Here is a 17,558-nt window from a genome sequence, read left to right on the forward strand (position 1 = left end):
AACGATCGTAGGTGCGAACAATCGCAACGGTCAAGAATGACCGGCGGGACTATGCCGCCGGAGGGTGCGGCGAAGCGGAAGGCCGTCTCAGGCCGCCGGGAACGCGGCGAAGCGGGCGAGCCGGATGTTCCGCTCGGCGAGCAGGGCGGCGAAGGCCGGGCTTTTCAGATAGTCGTGCTCGACCTTGCGCTGGTCCACCAGCGGGTCGGCGCGGCGCAGGGCCTCGTCCGGGATGCCGGGATGGACCATCACCAGCAGCCGCCCGGCGGGACGGTCGAGGAACCGCGCCATAAGCTCCGGGAAGGGCTGGCGTCCGGAGAAGTCGTAGACCCCGGCGAAGCGGTCGTTGGCGGGAATGCCGCGCGCCCGCACCAGCCGGGCCAGCCCGCCGCCCAGCCCGCCGATCAGCAAGGTCTTCGGCACCGCCACGCCCCGCCGCAGAATCGCGGCCACCGGCTCCCCGCACAGGCGGACATAGGCGCCGGGCAGGGCGGTCAGGGCGTCGGCGACCGCGTCGCGCACGGTGGGAAGCTGGTGGACGTGCTGGTGACCGTCGATGTAGGCGGGCGGCCCGCCCCAGGCCGCGGCGAAGGCATCGAGCTGACGGGCCAGCTCCGCCCGGATTTCCCGGGGGTCGAGGCCGCCCGTGTAGGCCAGCTTCATCAGCCGCCCCAGCGGCGGCAGCTTACCGTCCGGCGCCAGTCTGGGCAGGGAACCCAGCGGCGGCTGGTCGGTCAGGGTGAAATGCAGCCCGACGTCGGCCTTGTCGGACAGTTCCTTCAGCGCCGCCGCTCCCTCCGCCCAATAGGGGCACAGCGTCATGGCCGAGGTGGCGGTCAGGCGCCCGGCGGCGATCAGGTCGCGGATGGCCTCGTTGACGCCCGGCGACAGGCCGTAGTCATCGGCGCAGAGCAGGACCGGATGCATGGAACGCGGGACTGGGGTGGTGTCGGTGTCGGGCATGGCGATGTAAGGTGGGGTGGACAGCGGCGCTAAGCCGGGGAGGGGATGATGGAGTGGGACAGCCTGTGGTTCAACGGTCATGCGGCGACCATGGGGCCAGCAGGACCGGTTCGGGACGCGGCGATCGCCGTGAAGGACGGCCGGATCGCCTGGATCGGCGCCGCCACGGACCGGCCCGCCGGCCGCGCCGCCGAGGAGCATGACCTGGGCGGGCGCTGGGTCACGCCGGGGCTGATCGACTGCCACACCCATCTGGTCTTCGGCGGCAACCGCGCCCGCGAGTTCGAGATGCGGCTGGAGGGGGCGACCTACGAGGAGATCGCGCGGGCCGGAGGCGGCATCGCCTCCACCGTCGCCGCGACCCGCGCCGCCGACGAGGACAGCCTGATCGCCAGCGCCGCCGTGCGCCTGCGACCGTTGCTGGCCGAGGGCGTGACGGTGGTCGAGGTGAAGTCCGGCTACGGCCTCGACCTCGCCACGGAGCGGCGGATGCTGCGGGCGGCGCGGGCTCTGGGCGAGCGCTTCCCCGTCACGGTGCGGACGACCGGGCTGGCCGCCCACGCCCTGCCGCCGGAGTTCGCCGGACGGGCGGACGACTACATCGCGCTGGTCTGCGACGAGATCCTGCCCGCCCTGGCGGCGGAGGGGCTGCTGGACGCGGTGGACGCCTTCTGCGAGCGGATCGCCTTCTCGCCGGAGCAGACGGCCCGCGTGTTCGACACCGCGCGGCGGCTCGGCCTGCCGGTGAAGCTGCACGCCGACCAGCTCTCCGACGGCGGCGGGGCCGCGCTGGCCGCCCGCTACGCGGCGCTGTCCGCCGACCATGTGGAGCACACGGGCGAGGACGGCGCGCGGGCGATGGCCGCGGCGGGGACGGTGGCGGTGCTGCTGCCCGGCGCCTTCTACATGCTGCGCGAGACCAAGCTGCCGCCCATCGAGCTGTTCCGGCGCCACGGCGTCCCGATGGCGGTGTCCACCGACTGCAACCCCGGCACCTCGCCCGCCGTGTCGCTTCTGCTGATGCTGAACATGGCCTGCACCCTGTTCCGCCTAACCCCGCAGGAGGCGCTGGCCGGTGTCACCCGCAACGCCGCACAGGCCCTGGGCATGGCCGCCACCCACGGTACGCTGGAGCCCGGCAAGGCCGCCGATCTCGCGGTGTGGGACGTCGGCGACCCGGCGGAGCTGTGCTATTGGCTGGGCGCCAATCCCTGCGCCGCGGTGGTGCGGGGCGGGCGGCTGGTGAAATCGCTCCAGGCCTAGGCTATCATCGGGTCAACGCGGACGGAACTGCACCGGCCTATAGCCCTCTCCCCTCTGGGAAGAGGGGGGCTCGGAGGGCCGGTGAGGGGGATGTGCATGGCGGTACGTCCGGCAAGAGCGCATCCCCTTCACCCTAACCCTCTCCCCAGAGGGGAGAGGGGAAATCAGATGTGACGGCACGGTTCCCGTCTGAAAACAACAAACGCATCAAGCAGAATTCGAGAGGGACGAGTCACATGTCCGACACCAAGCCGCCGGCCGCGCAGCCGGCCAACCGCCGCGTCATCCGGGCGCCGCACGGCACGGAGCTGTCCGCCAAGTCCTGGCTGACCGAGGCGCCGCTGCGCATGCTGATGAACAACCTCGACCCCGACGTGGCGGAGAATCCGGACGAGCTGGTGGTCTATGGCGGCATCGGGCGGGCGGCGCGGAACTGGGACTGCTTCGACGCCATCGTGGCGTCGCTGAAGACCCTGAACGAGGACGAGACGCTGCTGGTCCAGTCGGGCAAGCCGGTCGGCGTCTTCCGCACCCACGCCGACGCGCCGCGCGTGCTGATCGCCAACTCCAACCTCGTGCCGCACTGGGCGACCTGGGACCATTTCCGGGAGCTGGATGCCAAGGGCCTGATGATGTACGGCCAGATGACCGCCGGGTCGTGGATCTACATCGGCAGCCAGGGCATCGTGCAGGGCACCTACGAGACCTTCATCGAGGTCGGGCGGCGGCATTACGGCGGCGACCTGAAGGGCCGCTGGATTCTGACCGGCGGGCTTGGCGGCATGGGCGGCGCGCAGCCTCTGGCCGCGACCATGGCCGGGGCGTCGATGCTGGCCGTGGAATGCTCCGCCCGCAGCATCGAACGGCGGCTGGAAACCAAGTATCTCGACCGCTCGGCCACCAACCTCGACGAGGCCATGGCGATCCTCTGGGAGGCCCAGGCCGCCGGCAAGGCGGTATCGGTCGGCCTGCTCGGCAACGCGGCGGAGGTGTTCCCGGAACTGGTGCGCCGCGCCAAGACCGACCCGCGCTTCCGCCCCGACGCGGTGACCGACCAGACCAGCGCCCATGACCCGCTGAACGGCTATCTGCCCGCCGGCTGGACGATGGAGGAGGCCGAGACGAAGCGCCGCACCGACCCGGCGGCGGTGGTCGCGGCGGCCAAGGCGTCGATGGCGACCCATGTCCGCGCCATGCTGGACTTCCACGCCATGGGCGTGCCGACGCTGGACTACGGCAACAACATCCGGCAGGTCGCCAAGGACGAGGGGGTGGCCGACGCCTTCGCCTTCCCCGGCTTCGTCCCGGCCTACATCCGGCCGCTGTTCTGCCGCGGCATCGGCCCGTTCCGCTGGGCCGCCCTGTCCGGCGATCCGGAGGACATCCACCGCACCGACGCCAAGGTGAAGGAGCTGATCCCCAACAACCCGCACCTGCACAACTGGCTGGACATGGCGCGCGAGCGCATCCGCTTCCAGGGCCTGCCGGCACGCATCTGCTGGGTGGGGCTGGGCGACCGGGCGCGGCTCGGCCTCGCCTTCAACGAGATGGTGGCGAAGGGCGAGTTGAAGGCCCCCATCGTCATCGGGCGCGACCATCTGGACAGCGGTTCCGTCGCCAGCCCGAACCGCGAGACGGAGGGGATGATCGACGGCTCGGACGCGGTGTCCGACTGGCCGTTGCTGAACGCGCTGCTGAACTGCGCCTCGGGGGCGACCTGGGTGTCGCTGCACCATGGCGGCGGAGTCGGCATGGGCTTCAGCCAGCATTCCGGCATGGTCATCGTCGCCGACGGGACGGACGCCGCGGCCAAGCGGCTGGAGCGGGTGCTGACCAACGATCCGGGCACCGGTGTGATGCGCCACGCCGACGCCGGCTACGACATCGCGAAGGACTGCGCGAAGGAGCAGGGTCTCACGCTTCCGATGATCGGCTGACGGGCTTGGCGGGGGCGGGCTTGGCGGGGGCGGCGCGCGGCGGCAGGGTCGCCAGCGCCACCCCCGGCAGCACCAGCAGGACGCCGAGCAGGTGGAACATCTGCAACTGTTCCCCCAGCAGCGCCCAGGCCGCCACCGCCGCCCACAGCGGCATGACGTAGAGCGAGGTGCCGGCCCGCGCCGGCCCCATGAGGTTGATCGTCTTCTGGTAGGTCAGGAAGGCCAGGACGGAGGCGAACAGCGCCACCCCGGCGATGCGGACGGCGGCGTCCAGGCTCAGCGGGACGGGGCGCAGGGCCAGCGTCTCGAACGCGTAGAAGGGGGCGAGGACGACAACGCCGGCCAGGGCGTTCGCCGCGAACATCGTCACCACCGGCAGCGAGCTGCGGGTCTGGCGCAGCAGCACCGTGTAGACCGCCCAGGCCGCCGACCCCACCAGGATCAGCAGGTCGCCGGCGTTGAAGGACAGACCCAGCAGCGCCTGCGCGTCGCCGCGGGTCAGGATCACCAGCACGCCGGCCATGGCGACGGCGATTCCCGCGGCCTGCCGCGGCGTCACCTTCTCGCGCAGCCACAGGGCGGCGATCATCAGGATGAAGACCGGGCTGGTCGCGTAGATCAGCGCCGCGTTGGTCGCGCTGGTGTGCTCCAGCCCCATGTATACGACGGCGCCGCAAATGCCCTGGGCCAGCGCCCCCAGCAGAAGGAAGCGCTTCCAGGACGCACGCAGGGCGTGGCGGTGCTCAATCAGGCCGGGCAGGGCCAGCGGCAGGATCATCAGGAAGGCCAGCACCCAGCGCCAGAAGGCCAGCCCGACCGGCGGCACGATGGCGGCCGCGGCCCGCCCGATCACCACGTTGGAGGCGAAGAAGGCCGAGGAGAGCAGATACAGGCTGTAGGCTGTGAAGACGGCGTTGCGCGGCTGGCGGTCCATGGGGCGTCCGGAGCGTGTCGGTGGGCGTCTTACGGAGCCTGCGGCCCCAGCAGCATCACCAGCTTGTAGTCGGATCGTCCGGCGGGGCACAACGTCACTTGTTCGTAGACCAGCGTCCCGTCCTGGGGATGGGTGAAGCCGCGGGTGCCGCCCTCCCGCTCCAGCACGCCATGGTCCTCCCACAGCCGGGCGAAGCGGGGCGAGGCCGCGCGCAGGCCGTCGACCAGGGCGGTCACCTCCGCGTCCCCGGCGCGGCGGGCGGTGTCGGCGCGGAACTCGGCGAGCAGCCGGCGGGCGCGGTCCTCCCAGTCGGCGATGAAGCTCCGCGCGGTGGGGTCGAGGAAGACGTAGCGCAGCAGGTTCCGCTCCGATCCGCCCAGCCAACCGGAGAAGAGACCGGCCGCGGGAGCGTTCCAGCCGACGGCGGTCCAGACGCGGTCGAGCAGATAGGCCGGCGCCGCCACCGCTTCCAGCGCCGCCAGCAGCGGGGCCGGGGGCTGGTGCGGGCCGTCCGTCGCGTCGGCGTCGGGATCGCGCTTGCGCGACAGTTCGAACAGATAGGCGCGCTCCGCCGCGGTCAGCCGCAGCGCCCCGGCGATGCGTCCCAGTGCCTGCGGGGAGACGGAGACCTCGCGCCCCTGTTCCAGCCAAGTGTACCAGGTCGGGCTGAGACCACAGAGCTGCGCGGCCTCCTCCCGCCGTAGGCCGGGCGTGCGGCGGCGGGCGGAGCCGGTCTGCGGGATGCCGGCCTCGGCCGGGGTCAGCCGCTCGCGGTGGGCGCGCAGGAAGGCACCCAGCCGGTGCCGCGCATCGTCGTCGGAACTCATGGTGGCAGCGCTTATACCAGGATAACCGCTTGCCTTGTACCAGTTTGCCGGAAGTCCGATGCTGGGGCATCGAGACGAGTCCGCCCCAACAAACACGAACGGGAATTGCCACCATGGCCAACAGCCACCACGGCGTCGTCGCCGCGCAGTACGGCCAGCGCGCCGACGCCTATGTGACCAGTGCCGTCCACGCCTCCGGCGCCGACCTGGACCAGATCGAGGACGCGCTGCGCGGCAGGAACGCCGCCCGCGTGCTGGATCTCGGCTGCGGCGGCGGCCACGTCGCCTACCGCGCCGCGCCCCACGCCGCCGAGGTGGTGGCGGTGGACGTCACCGCCCAAATGCTGGAGGTGGTGGCCCGCAACGCGTCGGAGCGCGGGCTGACCAACATCGCCACGACCCAGGCCCCGGCCGAGCGTCTGCCCTTCCCGGACGGGCATTTCGACGTTGTGCTGAGCCGCTTCAGCGCCCATCACTGGCTGAACGCCGAGGCGGGCCTGCGCGAGGCGCGGCGCGTGCTGGCCCCCGGCGGCCGGGCGGTCTTCGTGGACATCGTGTCGCCGGGGCATCCGCTGCTGGACACCCATCTCCAGGCCGTCGAACTGCTGCGCGACACCTCGCACGTCCGCAACTACAGCGCCGCGGAATGGATGGCCGCCCTGTCGCGTGCCGGATTCGCGGTGACCGGCCTGACGCCGCGCCGCCTGCGCATGGAATTCGCCGTCTGGACCGCCCGCACCTCCACCCCGGACCTGCGCGCCCAGGCCATCCGCGCCCTGCAGGATCTCGCCTCCGACGAGGTGCGCCGCCACTTCGACATCCTGGAGGACGGCAGCTTTCTCCTGGACAGCCTGACCATCGAAGCGGAGGCTTGCTGACCACAAGAAAAGGTCAGGGGAGTGGCGGCGATGGGGGATGTTCGTGTACGAAAGGCCGGTCTGTCCGATGCGGGCGCGGTCACCGGCTTCGTGGCGGCGCTGCTCTCCGAACTCACCGCCGGGCAGAGCGACACGCCGCGGGCGGTCATGCTGGCCGCCGCCGAATCCCTGCTGAGCGGCAGCGAGTCCTACACGGTCTTCCTGGCGGAGGATGCGGCGGGCCGTCCGCTCGGCATCGCGACCCTGTCGGAGGGGGCCTGCATCTCCACCCTGGGCCGCTTCGGGACGATCCGGGAATTGTACGTGAAACCGGAGTCGCGCTCCGCCGGGGTGGGGCGGGTGCTGATCCGGGCCGTTCTGGACCATGCCCGTCGCCATCGCTGGTCGCGGGTCGAGGTGGGCGCGCCGTCCGCCGCGGAATGGCCGGATTCCCTGCGGTTCTACAAGCGCGAGGGCTTCACGGAGATCGGGCCGCGCCTGAAGTTCCGCTTGGCCTGACGCCTGCCGTGGAGCTTGCGTGATGCGGCTTGGTTGCGTGTTGACAGACGATTCGGCCACGCGCCAAATGAACCCGCATCACCGGCCGCCGAAGAGAATGGGCGGCCATTCGACCGAACACGGGAGGTTGTTAGGAATGAAGCGCATCCTGCTGGGTGCCGGGCTCGGCGTTGCCGCCACCTTGGCGCTTGCTGCGCCGGCCCAGGCCGCCAAGACCCTCGTCTATTGCTCCGAGGGCAGCCCCGAAAACTTCAACCCGATGGTCAACACGACCGGAACGAGCTTCGACGTCTCGCTGCCCGTGTACAACAACCTCGTGCAGTTCGAGCGCGGCGGCACCAAGGTTGTCCCCGGCCTCGCCGAGAAGTGGGAGGTGTCGGAGGACGGGCTGACCTACACGTTCCACCTGCGCAAGGGCGCGAAGTGGCACAGCAACAACGATTTCAAGCCGACCCGCGACGCCAACGCGGACGATGTGCTGTGGTCGTTCAATCGTCAGTGGAAGAAGGACCACCCCTTCCACAAGGTGTCCGGCGGCGCCTATGACTACTTCAACGACATGGCGATGCCCGACCTGCTGAAGTCGATCGAGAAGGTCGACGACTACACGGTCAAGTTCACGCTGAACAAGGTCGAGGCGCCCTTCATCGCCAACCTTGCGATGCCCTTCGCGGCCATCCAGTCCGCCGAATACGCCGACGCCCTGCAGAAGAAGAACCAGATCGACAAGATCGATCAGGCCCCGATCGGCACCGGCCCGTTCCAGTTCGTCGCCTACCAGAAGGACGCGGTCATCCGCTACAAGGCGTTCGAGCCGTACTGGGGCGGCAAGGCGCCGCTCGACAACCTCGTCTTCGCCATCACGCCCGACGCCGCCGTCCGCTACGCCAAGCTGAAGGCCGGCGAGTGCCACATCGTGCCGTACCCCAACCCGGCCGATCTGGAGGCGATGAAGAAGGACACCGCCATCAATCTGATGGAGCAGGAAGGCCTGAACGTCGGCTATCTGGCCTTCAACGTCACCAAGAAGCCCTTCGACGACGTGCGCGTCCGCCGCGCGCTGAACATGGCCATCGACAAGAAGGCCGTGGTCGATGCGGTGTACCAGGGCGCCGGCGTCCCGGCGAAGAACCCGATCCCGCCGACCATGTGGTCGTACAACAAGGAGATCGAGGACTACCCGTACGATCCGGAGCGCGCGAAGAAGCTGCTGGCCGAGGCCGGCTTCCCGGACGGTTTCGAGACCGACCTGTGGGCCATGCCGGTGCAGCGCCCCTACAACCCCAACGCCAAGCGCATGGCCGAGATGATGCAGGCGGACCTCGCCAAGGTCGGCATCAAGGCGAAGGTCGTGCAGTACGAGTGGGGTGAGTACCGCAAGCGCCTCCAGGCCGGCGAGCACCAGATGGGCATGCTGGGCTGGACGGGCGACAACGGCGACCCCGACAATTTCCTGCACGTCCTGCTCGGCTGCGAGGCCGCGCGCGCGGGCGGGTCGAACATCGCCAAGTGGTGCTACAAGGAGTTCGACGACCTCGTCGTGCAGGCCAAGCGCACCACCGACATCGCCGCCCGCACCAAGCTGTACGAGCAGGCGCAGGTCATCTTCAAGGAAGAGGCCCCGTGGCTGACCGTCGCCCACTCGGTCGTGCACATGGCGGTGAGCAAGAATGTGGTCGATTACAAGATGGACCCGTTCGGCATCCATCGCTTCTACGGCGTCGATTTGAAACAATAAACTCAGTGTAGCAAACGGCTTTACAAAGCGGTCGCCGGGGCATTAAACCCCCGGCTTCCCTTTGCGGACGCAGAGGTAAAAAGGGGGCCGCGGCCCCCTTGCTTTCGTTTCGAGCCCCCGGTGACGATCCGATGCTACGCTTCATCCTGACGCGGGTGAGCCTGGTGATTCCGACCTTTCTCGGCGTCACCTTCCTGACCTTCCTTCTGATCCGCCTTGTCCCCGGCGACCCCATCGAGGTGCGCGTGGGCGAGCGCGGGATCCCCCCCGAACGGCTTCTCGAACTGCGGCACGAGCTGGGGCTGGACCGGCCCCTGTGGCACCAGTTCCTCGACTACATCGGCGGCGTCCTCCAGGGCGACCTCGGCGTGTCGCTGGTGACGCGCAATTCGGTGTTCAGCGAATTCGTGACGCTGTTCCCGGCGACGCTGGAACTGGCGGCGCTGGCCATGCTGTTCGCCACGGTGGTCGGCCTGCCCGCGGGAATCATCGCGGCGGTCCGGCGCGGCTCGATCTTCGACCATGGCGTGATGGGCATCAGCCTGACCGGCTATTCCATGCCGATCTTCTGGTGGGGCCTGCTGCTGATCCTGTTCTTCTCGGTGGGGCTGGGCTGGACCCCGGTGTCCGGGCGGCTCGACCTGCTCTATTACGTGGAGCCGGTGACCGGCTTCATGCTGATCGACACGCTGATGGACGGCGAGTACGGGGCCTTCTGGTCGGCGCTGCACCATCTCATCCTGCCGATGATCGTTCTCGGCACCGTTCCGCTGGCCGTCGTGGCGCGCATGACGCGCTCCGCCATGCTGGAGGTGCTGGGCGAGGACTACATCCGCACCGCGAAGGCCAAGGGGCTGGCGGGCAAGCGGGTGATCGGCCTGCACGCCCTGCGCAACGCGCTGATCCCCGTGGTCACCGTGATCGGCCTCCAGGTGGGCACGCTGCTGGGCGGCGCGATCCTGACCGAAACCATCTTCTCCTGGCCCGGCGTGGGCAAGTGGCTGATCGAGAGCATCAACCGCCGCGACTATCCGGCGCTCCAGGGTGGGGTGCTGCTGATCGCGACGACGGTGATGACCGTGAACCTGCTGGTGGACGTTCTGTACGGCGTCCTGAACCCCCGCATCCGCCATTCGCGGTGAGGTGAGCCATGACGACTCCTACGACGACGGGCGTTCCGGAGACCCTTCCGGCCGCTTCTCCGCCGGTTTCCCAGCCGCCGCACCCGCTGGTCGAGTTCTGGTACCATTTCCGGCAGAACAAGGGGGCCATGGCCGGCCTCGCCGTGATCCTGCTGATCGCCGTGGTGGCGCTGTTCGCCGAGCTGGTGGCGCCGCACGATCCCAACATCCAGTACCGCGACGCCATCCTGGTGCCGCCGGTCTGGCAGGAGGGCGGGCGCTGGGCCTTCCTCCTGGGCACCGACGACATCGGGCGCGACATGCTGTCCCGCCTGATCTTCGGGGCGCGGCTGTCGATGATGATCGGCCTGATCGTCGTCACGCTGTCGCTGGCGGTCGGGCTGGCGCTGGGCATGATCGCCGGCTTCTTCGGCGGCGTCACCGACGCGCTGGTCATGCGCCTCATGGACATCCTGCTGTCGCTGCCCAGCCTTCTGCTGGCCGTGGTGGTGGCGGCGATCCTCGGGCCGGGCCTGGTCAACGCCATGCTGGCGGTGTCCATCGTGGTCATCCCGCACTACGCCCGCCTGACCCGCGCCGCCGTGATGGCGGAGACGAACAAGGATTACGTGATCGCCTCCCGCGTTGCGGGGGCCGGGCCGCTGCGGCTGATGCTGGTGGTGATCCTGCCGAACTGCGTGGCGCCGCTGATCGTCCAGGCGACGCTCGGCTTCTCCACGGCGATCCTGGACGCCGCGGCGCTGGGCTTCCTCGGCCTGGGCGCGCAGCCGCCGACGCCGGAGTGGGGCACCATGCTGGCCTCCTCCCTCCAGTTCCTCCAGCGCGCCCCTTGGGTCGTCACCTGGCCCGGCGTGGCCATCCTGGTGACGGTGCTGGCCTTCAACCTGCTGGGCGACGGGCTGCGCGACGCGCTCGACCCCAAGCTGAAACGCTGAACCCTTCTATTCCTGGGCTGCCATGCCTCTTCTCGATATCAAGAACCTGTCCGTCGAGTTCACCACGCGCGCCGGCACCTTCCGCGCCGTGGACGGGATCGACCTCACCGTGGACGAGGGCGAGGTGGTGGGCATCGTCGGCGAGTCCGGGTCCGGCAAGTCCGTGACCTCGCTCGCCGTGATGGGCCTGCTCGGCTCCAACGGCACGGTGGTCGCCGACCGCATGCGGTTCGGCGGCAAGGACCTGCTGGCGATGAGCCCGTCGCAGCGCCGGAAGATCACCGGCAAGGACGTGGCCATGGTCTTCCAGGAGCCGATGACCAGCCTGAACCCCTGCTTCACCGTCGGTTTCCAGATCATGGAGACGCTGAAGGTGCATGAGGGGCTGTCCGGCAAGGCGCTGCGCAACCGCGCCATCGAACTGCTGGAGCAGGTCGGCATCCCGGCCCCGGAAAGCCGCCTGTCGGCCTTCCCGCACCAGCTCTCCGGCGGCATGAACCAGCGCGTGATGATCGCCATCGCCATCGCCTGCAACCCGCGCCTGCTGGTCGCCGACGAGCCGACGACGGCGCTGGACGTGACCATCCAGAAGCAGATCCTCGACCTGCTGGTCCGCCTCCAGAAGGAGCGGGGCATGGCCCTGATCCTGATCACCCACGACATGGGCGTGGTGGCGGAGACGGCGCAGCGGGTGGTCGTCATGTACGCCGGGCAGGTCGCCGAGACGCGCCCGGTGGACGCCCTGTTCAAGGCGCCGCGCCACCCCTACACCGGCGCGCTGCTCGACGCGCTGCCGGAGCGGGCGCTGGGCAAGCGCCGGCTGCCGACGATCCCCGGCGTGGTGCCGGGCATCGGCGACCGGCCGCAGGGCTGCCTGTTCAACCCGCGCTGCCGCTTCGCCACCGACCGCTGCCGCATCGAGCGGCCGGCCCTGTTCGACGTGGACGCCGGCAAGGCGCGCTGCTTCTATCCGCTCGCCGATGCTCCGGTCGGCGCCGGGGAGGTCCTGTGATGTCCGACATTCTCACCGACGTCATGCCGGCCACCGGACCGGTGGTGCTTGAGGCCATCCACCTGCGCAAGCACTACGCGGTCAAGCGCGGCGCCTTCAAGCCGGCGGCGACCGTCAAGGCGCTCGACGGCGTGTCCTTCCAGCTCGAAGCCGGGAAGACGCTGGCGGTGGTCGGCGAGTCCGGCTGCGGCAAGTCGACTCTGGCGCGCTCCGTCACGATGATCGAGCCGCCGTCCTCGGGCCAGCTTCTCTACGACGGGCGCGACGTGGTCGGGCGCACCGCCTCGGAGATGAAGGAACTGCGGCGCACCGTCCAGATGGTGTTCCAGAATCCCTACGGGTCGCTGAACCCGCGCAAGACGGTGGGCTCGATCCTGTCGGAGCCGCTGGTCATCAACACCCCGATGGGCAAGCAGGAACGGCGGGAGCGGGCCGTCGCCATGATGGCGAAGGTCGGTCTGCGCCCCGATCAGGTGGACCGCTACCCGCACATGTTCTCCGGCGGCCAGCGCCAGCGCATCGCCATCGCGCGCGCGCTGATGCTGAACCCGCGGGTGGTCGTGGCGGACGAGCCGGTGTCGGCGCTCGACGTGTCGATCCAGGCGCAGGTGCTGAACCTGATGATGGACCTGCAGGAGGAGCTGAACCTCGCCTACCTGTTCATCTCCCACGACCTCAGCGTGGTGCGGCATATCGCCGACGCGGTCATGGTGATGTATCTGGGCCGACCGGTGGAGCACGGGCCGAAGGACGTGGTCTACTCCCGCCCGCGCCACCCCTACACCCGCATCCTGATGGCCGCCACGCCGCGGGTGAACCCGGCGCTGCGGGCGGAGCGGGTGATTCCGAAGGGCGAACTGCCCTCGCCGCTGAACCCGCCGCCGGGCTGTCCCTTCCACAAGCGCTGCCCCCACGCCACGGAGCGCTGCGCGGCCGAGGTGCCGGCGCTGCGCCCGGTGGACGAGCGGCTGGTCGCCTGCCACTTCGCCGAGGAGATGGCCTGAGGGCAAGCGGCCGCGGCGTCCGGCGGTTTCGTCAGGCGCCGCGGCCGGTCTTGTCCTGAAGGGCGTCGATGCGTTTGGAGGCTTCGGCCTTCGTCAGGTCACCATCGAAGCCTTCGCCCGCCTCCTCGCTGAGCGTCTTCAGGTAGGAGGCCTGCGCACCGGTCATCGGCTCGTCGCCCGTGGTCCAATCGTCCGGGTCCTTCTCGCGGTTGGAATGGTCGGCCCCCCCGGCGTCCGCGGTTTTTGGATTGCCTGTCGGATTCGGCGCGTCTCCGCGATGGGGCTGGGGGTGGTTCTCACGTTTGTCGTCGCGCTTCGCGTTCATGAAATGTTCCTTTTTGCTGGAAACGTCTGTCCAACAGCCGCCTGTGGGGTTGGTTCCCGGCGTCGGCTCGCCGACCGTTGATGCGCCCTGCGGAAGACGTTACCCTTTCGCGGGCTGGGGTTTTCCCGGCCGGCCATGCGAGGCCCAGCGCGAGGGGACGGAACGAAATGCCGCTGATGGTGTGGAACGACAAGCTGAGCGTCGGGATCGCGCAGTTCGACGAGGAGCACAAGCAACTGGTCGCCCTGGTCAACGAGCTGTTCGACGCCGTCCAGGCGGGGCGCAGCAAGGAGGCGCTGGGCGGCATTCTCGACAGCCTCGTCGCCTACACCAAGTCGCACTTCACCCATGAGGAGGAGCATTTCGCCCGCCTCGGCTATCCGGACCGCGACGCCCACAAGGCGGAACACGACGCGCTGGCCAATCAGGTGCTGGAGGTGCAGCGCAAGTACCACGCCGGCGCCACCGCCACGCTGAGCATGGAGGTGATGAACTTCCTGAAGAACTGGTTGATCAAGCACATCCAGGGTACCGACAAGAAGTACGGCCCCTTCCTGAAGGAAAAGGGCGTGGCGTAAAGGGCCATTTCCCGAAGGGCGATGGCCGGGGCAGGACGTCCCGGACCGCTCCCTTCTTCTGTCGGACAATGGGGGTTTCCCCGTCCGCGTCGCGCCTCAACCCGGCAGGTCCGTCGCCGGGCGTCGGGAACTCTTGGCCTGGGCCGGGGTTCATGAGGTGACGGATGACTCCTGAATGGCTCCGTCATCGCGCAATTCCGGCGAAGGTGCGCCGATGAACCGATGGCCGACACGGAGCCGTCCCGCCACCAGCGCCCGGGCCAACCGCGCCGGCGCCGTCAGCGCGTGCCGCCGCGAATCCGTTCCCCGCTCTCCTGATCCCTCCATCGCCGCCCGGCTTTCCGCGGCGCCGCCGTCGTGCGCCATCGCCGCCTGAACATGACGATCCGGAGACACACGCAACCGTCACAGGGTCAAAACCATGGAAGAACAGTGGCTGCTCAAGGCGAAATTCGTTGCCTTCAACCTGACCATTTCGGCATTCGTTTTCGTTCTGTACGCTCAGGGGTGGCTGGACCGGGTTCTGACCGGGCACATCGCCGTGGCGACCGCGATCATCGGGATCGTCTTCCTGGTCGGCCTCGTGATGTCGGCCTATCGGGTGTGGAAGATCGGCGGTGAGCTGGACCGGGCCAAGGTCGGCGGCGGGCGGCTGATGAAGGTGGAGAGCGAGCGCGCCCTGGAAATCCGCCTGTTCTCGCGGATCTCGCATCTCCAGCACATCGCCAACGCGCTGGGCATGCTCGGCCTGATCGGCACGGCCTGGGGCTTCAGCCTGTTCGCCGCGAACATCACGCCGGACATGGTGGGCAACGCCGCGTCGGCCGGCGCCATGGTGACCACGCTGGCGAGCGGGCTGGGCGTGGCGATCTACGCCACGATGCTCGGCGGCGCCCTGTGCCTGTGGACCACCTGCAACCTGCAGCTTCTGCGCGGGGCGACGGCGTCCCTGTGCGCGCTGATCATGGACGAGGCCCACGCACGCTCCCGCCTTGCTCCGCGGACGGGGACGCCGGACTTCGCCGCGACGCAAGCGGCCCCCTACGGCGCCCTGCGCGGTGAGGCCACACCATGAATGATTTCCTGGGTGAGGACCAAACCGGCGTGCTCGTCGCGCGGGACCTGCTGACGCTGTTGCTGTGCGGCTTCGTCGCCTGCGCGGTTCTGGCGGTCCCCTTCATCAACGAGGCCAAGAAGACCGAGGCCAACCAGCAGAACGAATCCTCCTCCGCGGCGGCGGGCATGGAGCCGCCGGGAAACGTCATCATCGAGGCGCGCTGGGACGACAAGCTGCGCAGCGACGTCGATCTGTGGGTGCAGGCGCCGGGGGACGTGCCGGTCGGCTACTCGAACAAGTCGGGGCTGATCTTCAACCTGCTGCGCGATGATCTGGGCGCCTACGCCGATCCCACGGAGATCAATTTCGAAACCTCCTATTCGCGGGGCATTCCTCCGGGGGAATACACGGTAAACGTGCATATGTTCCGCAATCTGGAGAATGTGTTTCCCATCTGGGTCCGGGTGGTCGCCCGCGTGAAGGCGGAGCATGAATCGGGGGCCGCCACCATCGCCGCCACGCGCGTCCGGCTGGACCACGAAGGGCAGGAGATCACCGCCTTCCGCTTCAACCTGACCGAACGGGGCGAGCTGGTGCCGGGGTCCCTGAACGCCGTGTTCAAGCCGCTGCGCTCGGCGAAGAATTGACCCGTCGGATCGAGAGTGCGCCATGGAAAGCCTGACCGTCATCTTCGGCTTCGTCGCCGTCGTCACCTTGCTGCTCGTCCTGTCGGCCCTGCGCTGGACGCGCAGCCGGATGGCGCGTGTGGTGATCCTGCTGCTGTTCGCCCTGCTGCTGCCGGCGGCCTACGCCGCGCCGGCGGCGCTGCTGGGCCGGGCCAAGCCGGTCACGCTGGAATGGATGGGGGCCAATGTCCGCGAGGCGAAGGTGCTGAGCGCCACGCTGGTGGAGAACGAAGCGATCTATCTCACCCTCCTCTGGGAGCAGGCGCCCAACCTCTACCGCCTGCCCTGGGATCGCCGCATGGCGGAGCAGTTGCAGGAGGCCCAGCGGGAGGCCCAGCGCAACGGCACAAACCCGATGATGCGGCTGCCCTTCGAGCGGTCCTGGGACGACCGGGAACCGCGCTTTTACGCGCAGCCGCAGCCGAAGATGCCGGACAAGCCCTATGAGAACGCGCCCGGCAACGGCGGGCCGGGCGGCAATCCGGGAATCGAGTTCCAGCACCCCGGTCAGCCGACCTGAGACTCCCGGTGGGCCATTGGCGCCTGATGGCCGCATTCCGTCACGGCCTTCGTGCAGGCCCCTTGAAGGCGGGGTGCGGCCTCGTCTACGGTTCCGCGATTCCGTCCGCCCGAGCAAAGAGAGTCCCATGCCGTCCTTCGACATCGTGTCCAAGACCGACATCCACGAAATCGACAACGCGCTGAACGGCATGCGCCGCGAGATCGAGACCCGGTTCGACTTCAAGGGCTCGCGCTGCACCGTGGAGCGCACCGAGAACGACATCACCCTGCTGGCCGACGACGCCCCCAAGCTGGAGCAGATGCAGGAGCTGCTGCGGGTCTATGTGACCCGGCGGAAGCTGGACGCTGGGGCGCTCGACTATTCCAAGCCGCCGGAGCGGGCGGCGGGCGACGCGCTGCGCCAGACCGTCACCGTCAAGCAGGGCATCGCCCAGGACCTCGGCAAGACCATCGTCAAGGCGATCAAGGACGCCAAGATGAAGGTCCAGGTCTCCATCCAGGGCGACGAGCTGCGCGTCACCGGCAAGAAGCGCGACGACCTCCAGGACGCCATCGCCCTGGTGCGCGGGCTGAAGATCGAGCAGCCCCTGCAGTATGTGAACTTCCGGGACTGAGGACCGGCAAGGGCACCGCAGGGGCGGTTTTTGCCGGTTGGCCGGTCATTCTTGCCGGTTGGGCGGAAATTTTTGCCGGGTGCGCGGGCGGCGAGGCCGCCGCACCACCCGCTTCTCCGCCCTTCCGACGATGGCCCGTCCCTTGCTTGCCCTGATCCGGCAGCCGAACGCCGCAGGGTCCACGCGCCATGTCGATACCGGCCAACGCCGACGCTTCCCAGTTGATGCGCATCCGGGCTGAAGAGCTTCTGGAGCGCAAAGGCACGGGTGCGCCCCGGCAGGCGGGGGAACTCGCCGGCCAGTTCGCCGCGATGCTGGAGCAGTTGAACGGCGTCGGGGGTGAGGACGGCGCGGCGGGCCTGATGGCGTCCTCCGCAACCGGTCCGGTGACGGGAAGTTCCGCGATCGCCCATCGGCTGGGCGTCGGCGCCGTCAGTGTCTTCGCGCAGAGCGGTGCGGACGAGGCATCGGGCGGCCAGACCGCCGAAGGCCACACGCCCGATATGAAGGCGCCCAACGCCGAAGAGGCCATGCAGGTGGTGCAGAGCGCGCTCCAGGCCGAAAGCGCGCCGAACTTCCGCTGGCTGACCACGCTGCTGACCCAGGGCGTTCCCGACCGCATGACGTCGGGGTCGGCCCAGTGAC

19 protein-coding genes are annotated in these 17,558 nt (G+C 69.2%); 15 read left to right on the forward strand and 4 right to left on the reverse strand.

Going from position 1 to position 17,558, the window contains the following annotated elements:
• Positions 1–87: 87 nt before the first annotated feature.
• Positions 88–963 carry a ChbG/HpnK family deacetylase gene (locus TSH58p_RS29495; RefSeq protein ID WP_109069355.1) on the reverse strand — a complete coding sequence of 292 codons (876 nt, stop codon included), beginning with the start codon at positions 961–963 and terminating at the stop codon, positions 88–90.
• A gap of 48 nt (positions 964–1,011) precedes the next feature.
• On the opposite strand from TSH58p_RS29495, the gene hutI reads away from it, so the two are divergent.
• Both hutI and hutU read left to right on the forward strand, forming a co-directional pair.
• Positions 1,012–2,226, forward strand: a complete 1,215-nt coding sequence (gene hutI / locus TSH58p_RS29500) for an imidazolonepropionase (protein WP_109069558.1) — start codon at positions 1,012–1,014, stop codon at positions 2,224–2,226.
• A gap of 236 nt (positions 2,227–2,462) precedes the next feature.
• Entirely contained in the window at positions 2,463–4,163 is a 1,701-nt protein-coding gene (gene hutU / locus TSH58p_RS29505) for a urocanate hydratase (protein WP_109069356.1), read from the forward strand.
• On the opposite strand, the gene TSH58p_RS29510 is transcribed toward hutU, so the two are convergent.
• Both TSH58p_RS29510 and TSH58p_RS29515 read right to left on the reverse strand, forming a co-directional pair.
• Positions 4,141–5,097, reverse strand: a complete 957-nt coding sequence (locus tag TSH58p_RS29510; protein WP_109069357.1) for a DMT family transporter — start codon at positions 5,095–5,097, stop codon at positions 4,141–4,143. The two genes, hutU and TSH58p_RS29510, sit on opposite strands and share 23 nt — an antisense overlap.
• Before the next feature lie 29 nt (positions 5,098–5,126).
• Complete coding sequence (locus TSH58p_RS29515; RefSeq protein ID WP_109069358.1) at positions 5,127–5,924, reverse strand: helix-turn-helix transcriptional regulator; 798 nt, start codon at positions 5,922–5,924, stop codon at positions 5,127–5,129.
• A 113-nt stretch (positions 5,925–6,037) separates the two neighbouring features.
• Between TSH58p_RS29515 and TSH58p_RS29520 the strand changes: the two genes are divergently transcribed.
• From TSH58p_RS29520 to TSH58p_RS29550, 7 genes are all read left to right on the forward strand, one after another.
• Positions 6,038–6,802: a class I SAM-dependent methyltransferase gene (locus tag TSH58p_RS29520; protein WP_109069359.1), complete on the forward strand. Its 765-nt coding sequence runs from the start codon at positions 6,038–6,040 to the stop codon at positions 6,800–6,802.
• A 30-nt stretch (positions 6,803–6,832) separates the two neighbouring features.
• On the forward strand, positions 6,833–7,300 hold the full coding sequence (locus TSH58p_RS29525; RefSeq protein ID WP_109069360.1) for a GNAT family N-acetyltransferase: 468 nt from the start codon (positions 6,833–6,835) through the stop codon (positions 7,298–7,300).
• 136 nt (positions 7,301–7,436) lie between these two features.
• On the forward strand, positions 7,437–9,038 hold the full coding sequence (locus tag TSH58p_RS29530; RefSeq protein ID WP_109069361.1) for an ABC transporter substrate-binding protein: 1,602 nt from the start codon (positions 7,437–7,439) through the stop codon (positions 9,036–9,038).
• A gap of 131 nt (positions 9,039–9,169) precedes the next feature.
• The gene (locus TSH58p_RS29535; protein ID WP_109069362.1) at positions 9,170–10,180 is read left to right on the forward strand and encodes an ABC transporter permease subunit; all 1,011 of its coding nucleotides are present in this window, start codon (positions 9,170–9,172) and stop codon (positions 10,178–10,180) included.
• An 8-nt stretch (positions 10,181–10,188) separates the two neighbouring features.
• Positions 10,189–11,115: an ABC transporter permease subunit gene (locus TSH58p_RS29540; protein WP_109069363.1), complete on the forward strand. Its 927-nt coding sequence runs from the start codon at positions 10,189–10,191 to the stop codon at positions 11,113–11,115.
• Positions 11,116–11,137: 22 nt separating this feature from the next.
• Positions 11,138–12,127, forward strand: coding sequence for an ABC transporter ATP-binding protein (locus TSH58p_RS29545; protein WP_014198676.1), 990 nt, complete (start codon positions 11,138–11,140; stop codon positions 12,125–12,127).
• Positions 12,127–13,131, forward strand: a complete 1,005-nt coding sequence (locus TSH58p_RS29550; RefSeq protein WP_109069364.1) for a peptide ABC transporter ATP-binding protein — start codon at positions 12,127–12,129, stop codon at positions 13,129–13,131. Before TSH58p_RS29545 ends, TSH58p_RS29550 begins: the two co-directional genes overlap by 1 nt.
• Before the next feature lie 31 nt (positions 13,132–13,162).
• Here the strand turns inward: TSH58p_RS29550 and TSH58p_RS29555 are convergent, their stop codons facing one another.
• On the reverse strand, positions 13,163–13,456 hold the full coding sequence (locus tag TSH58p_RS29555) for a DUF3072 domain-containing protein (protein ID WP_109069365.1): 294 nt from the start codon (positions 13,454–13,456) through the stop codon (positions 13,163–13,165).
• Positions 13,457–13,623: 167 nt separating this feature from the next.
• Between TSH58p_RS29555 and TSH58p_RS29560 the strand changes: the two genes are divergently transcribed.
• The 6 genes from TSH58p_RS29560 (at position 13,624) to TSH58p_RS29590 (ending at position 17,557) form a co-directional block, all read left to right on the forward strand.
• Positions 13,624–14,034: a bacteriohemerythrin gene (locus TSH58p_RS29560; protein WP_103039172.1), complete on the forward strand. Its 411-nt coding sequence runs from the start codon at positions 13,624–13,626 to the stop codon at positions 14,032–14,034.
• Between the two features lie 421 nt (positions 14,035–14,455).
• Positions 14,456–15,109, forward strand: coding sequence for a MotA/TolQ/ExbB proton channel family protein (locus tag TSH58p_RS29570; RefSeq protein ID WP_109069367.1), 654 nt, complete (start codon positions 14,456–14,458; stop codon positions 15,107–15,109).
• Positions 15,106–15,738, forward strand: coding sequence for a hypothetical protein (locus tag TSH58p_RS29575; protein WP_109069368.1), 633 nt, complete (start codon positions 15,106–15,108; stop codon positions 15,736–15,738). Before TSH58p_RS29570 ends, TSH58p_RS29575 begins: the two co-directional genes overlap by 4 nt.
• A gap of 22 nt (positions 15,739–15,760) precedes the next feature.
• Positions 15,761–16,297: a hypothetical protein gene (locus tag TSH58p_RS29580; RefSeq protein ID WP_014198683.1), complete on the forward strand. Its 537-nt coding sequence runs from the start codon at positions 15,761–15,763 to the stop codon at positions 16,295–16,297.
• A 127-nt stretch (positions 16,298–16,424) separates the two neighbouring features.
• The gene (locus tag TSH58p_RS29585; RefSeq protein ID WP_109069369.1) at positions 16,425–16,913 is read left to right on the forward strand and encodes a YajQ family cyclic di-GMP-binding protein; all 489 of its coding nucleotides are present in this window, start codon (positions 16,425–16,427) and stop codon (positions 16,911–16,913) included.
• 188 nt (positions 16,914–17,101) lie between these two features.
• Positions 17,102–17,557, forward strand: coding sequence for a hypothetical protein (locus tag TSH58p_RS29590; RefSeq protein WP_109069370.1), 456 nt, complete (start codon positions 17,102–17,104; stop codon positions 17,555–17,557).
• The last annotated feature ends 1 nt before the right edge of the window (position 17,558 follow it).

This window comes from Azospirillum sp. TSH58 (assembly GCF_003119115.1).
Lineage (GTDB): Bacteria > Pseudomonadota > Alphaproteobacteria > Azospirillales > Azospirillaceae > Azospirillum.

Excerpts from the sequence above, each read along its gene's own strand:
- TSH58p_RS29510 (WP_109069357.1), bottom strand. The coding sequence starts at position 5,097 with ATGGACCGCCAGCCGCGCAACGCCGTCTTCACAGCCTACAGCCTGTAT.
- TSH58p_RS29550 (WP_109069364.1), top strand. The coding sequence starts at position 12,127 with ATGTCCGACATTCTCACCGACGTCATGCCGGCCACCGGACCGGTGGTG.
- TSH58p_RS29515 (WP_109069358.1), bottom strand. The coding sequence starts at position 5,924 with ATGAGTTCCGACGACGATGCGCGGCACCGGCTGGGTGCCTTCCTGCGC.
- TSH58p_RS29495 (WP_109069355.1), bottom strand. The coding sequence starts at position 963 with ATGCCCGACACCGACACCACCCCAGTCCCGCGTTCCATGCATCCGGTC.
- TSH58p_RS29540 (WP_109069363.1), top strand. The coding sequence starts at position 10,189 with ATGACGACTCCTACGACGACGGGCGTTCCGGAGACCCTTCCGGCCGCT.
- TSH58p_RS29545 (WP_014198676.1), top strand. The coding sequence starts at position 11,138 with ATGCCTCTTCTCGATATCAAGAACCTGTCCGTCGAGTTCACCACGCGC.
- TSH58p_RS29525 (WP_109069360.1), top strand. The coding sequence starts at position 6,833 with ATGGGGGATGTTCGTGTACGAAAGGCCGGTCTGTCCGATGCGGGCGCG.
- TSH58p_RS29575 (WP_109069368.1), top strand. The coding sequence starts at position 15,106 with ATGAATGATTTCCTGGGTGAGGACCAAACCGGCGTGCTCGTCGCGCGG.
- TSH58p_RS29530 (WP_109069361.1), top strand. The coding sequence starts at position 7,437 with ATGAAGCGCATCCTGCTGGGTGCCGGGCTCGGCGTTGCCGCCACCTTG.
- TSH58p_RS29590 (WP_109069370.1), top strand. The coding sequence starts at position 17,102 with ATGTCGATACCGGCCAACGCCGACGCTTCCCAGTTGATGCGCATCCGG.
- hutI (WP_109069558.1), top strand. The coding sequence starts at position 1,012 with ATGGAGTGGGACAGCCTGTGGTTCAACGGTCATGCGGCGACCATGGGG.
- TSH58p_RS29535 (WP_109069362.1), top strand. The coding sequence starts at position 9,170 with ATGCTACGCTTCATCCTGACGCGGGTGAGCCTGGTGATTCCGACCTTT.
- TSH58p_RS29555 (WP_109069365.1), bottom strand. The coding sequence starts at position 13,456 with ATGAACGCGAAGCGCGACGACAAACGTGAGAACCACCCCCAGCCCCAT.
- TSH58p_RS29585 (WP_109069369.1), top strand. The coding sequence starts at position 16,425 with ATGCCGTCCTTCGACATCGTGTCCAAGACCGACATCCACGAAATCGAC.
- TSH58p_RS29560 (WP_103039172.1), top strand. The coding sequence starts at position 13,624 with ATGCCGCTGATGGTGTGGAACGACAAGCTGAGCGTCGGGATCGCGCAG.
- TSH58p_RS29570 (WP_109069367.1), top strand. The coding sequence starts at position 14,456 with ATGGAAGAACAGTGGCTGCTCAAGGCGAAATTCGTTGCCTTCAACCTG.
- TSH58p_RS29580 (WP_014198683.1), top strand. The coding sequence starts at position 15,761 with ATGGAAAGCCTGACCGTCATCTTCGGCTTCGTCGCCGTCGTCACCTTG.
- TSH58p_RS29520 (WP_109069359.1), top strand. The coding sequence starts at position 6,038 with ATGGCCAACAGCCACCACGGCGTCGTCGCCGCGCAGTACGGCCAGCGC.
- hutU (WP_109069356.1), top strand. The coding sequence starts at position 2,463 with ATGTCCGACACCAAGCCGCCGGCCGCGCAGCCGGCCAACCGCCGCGTC.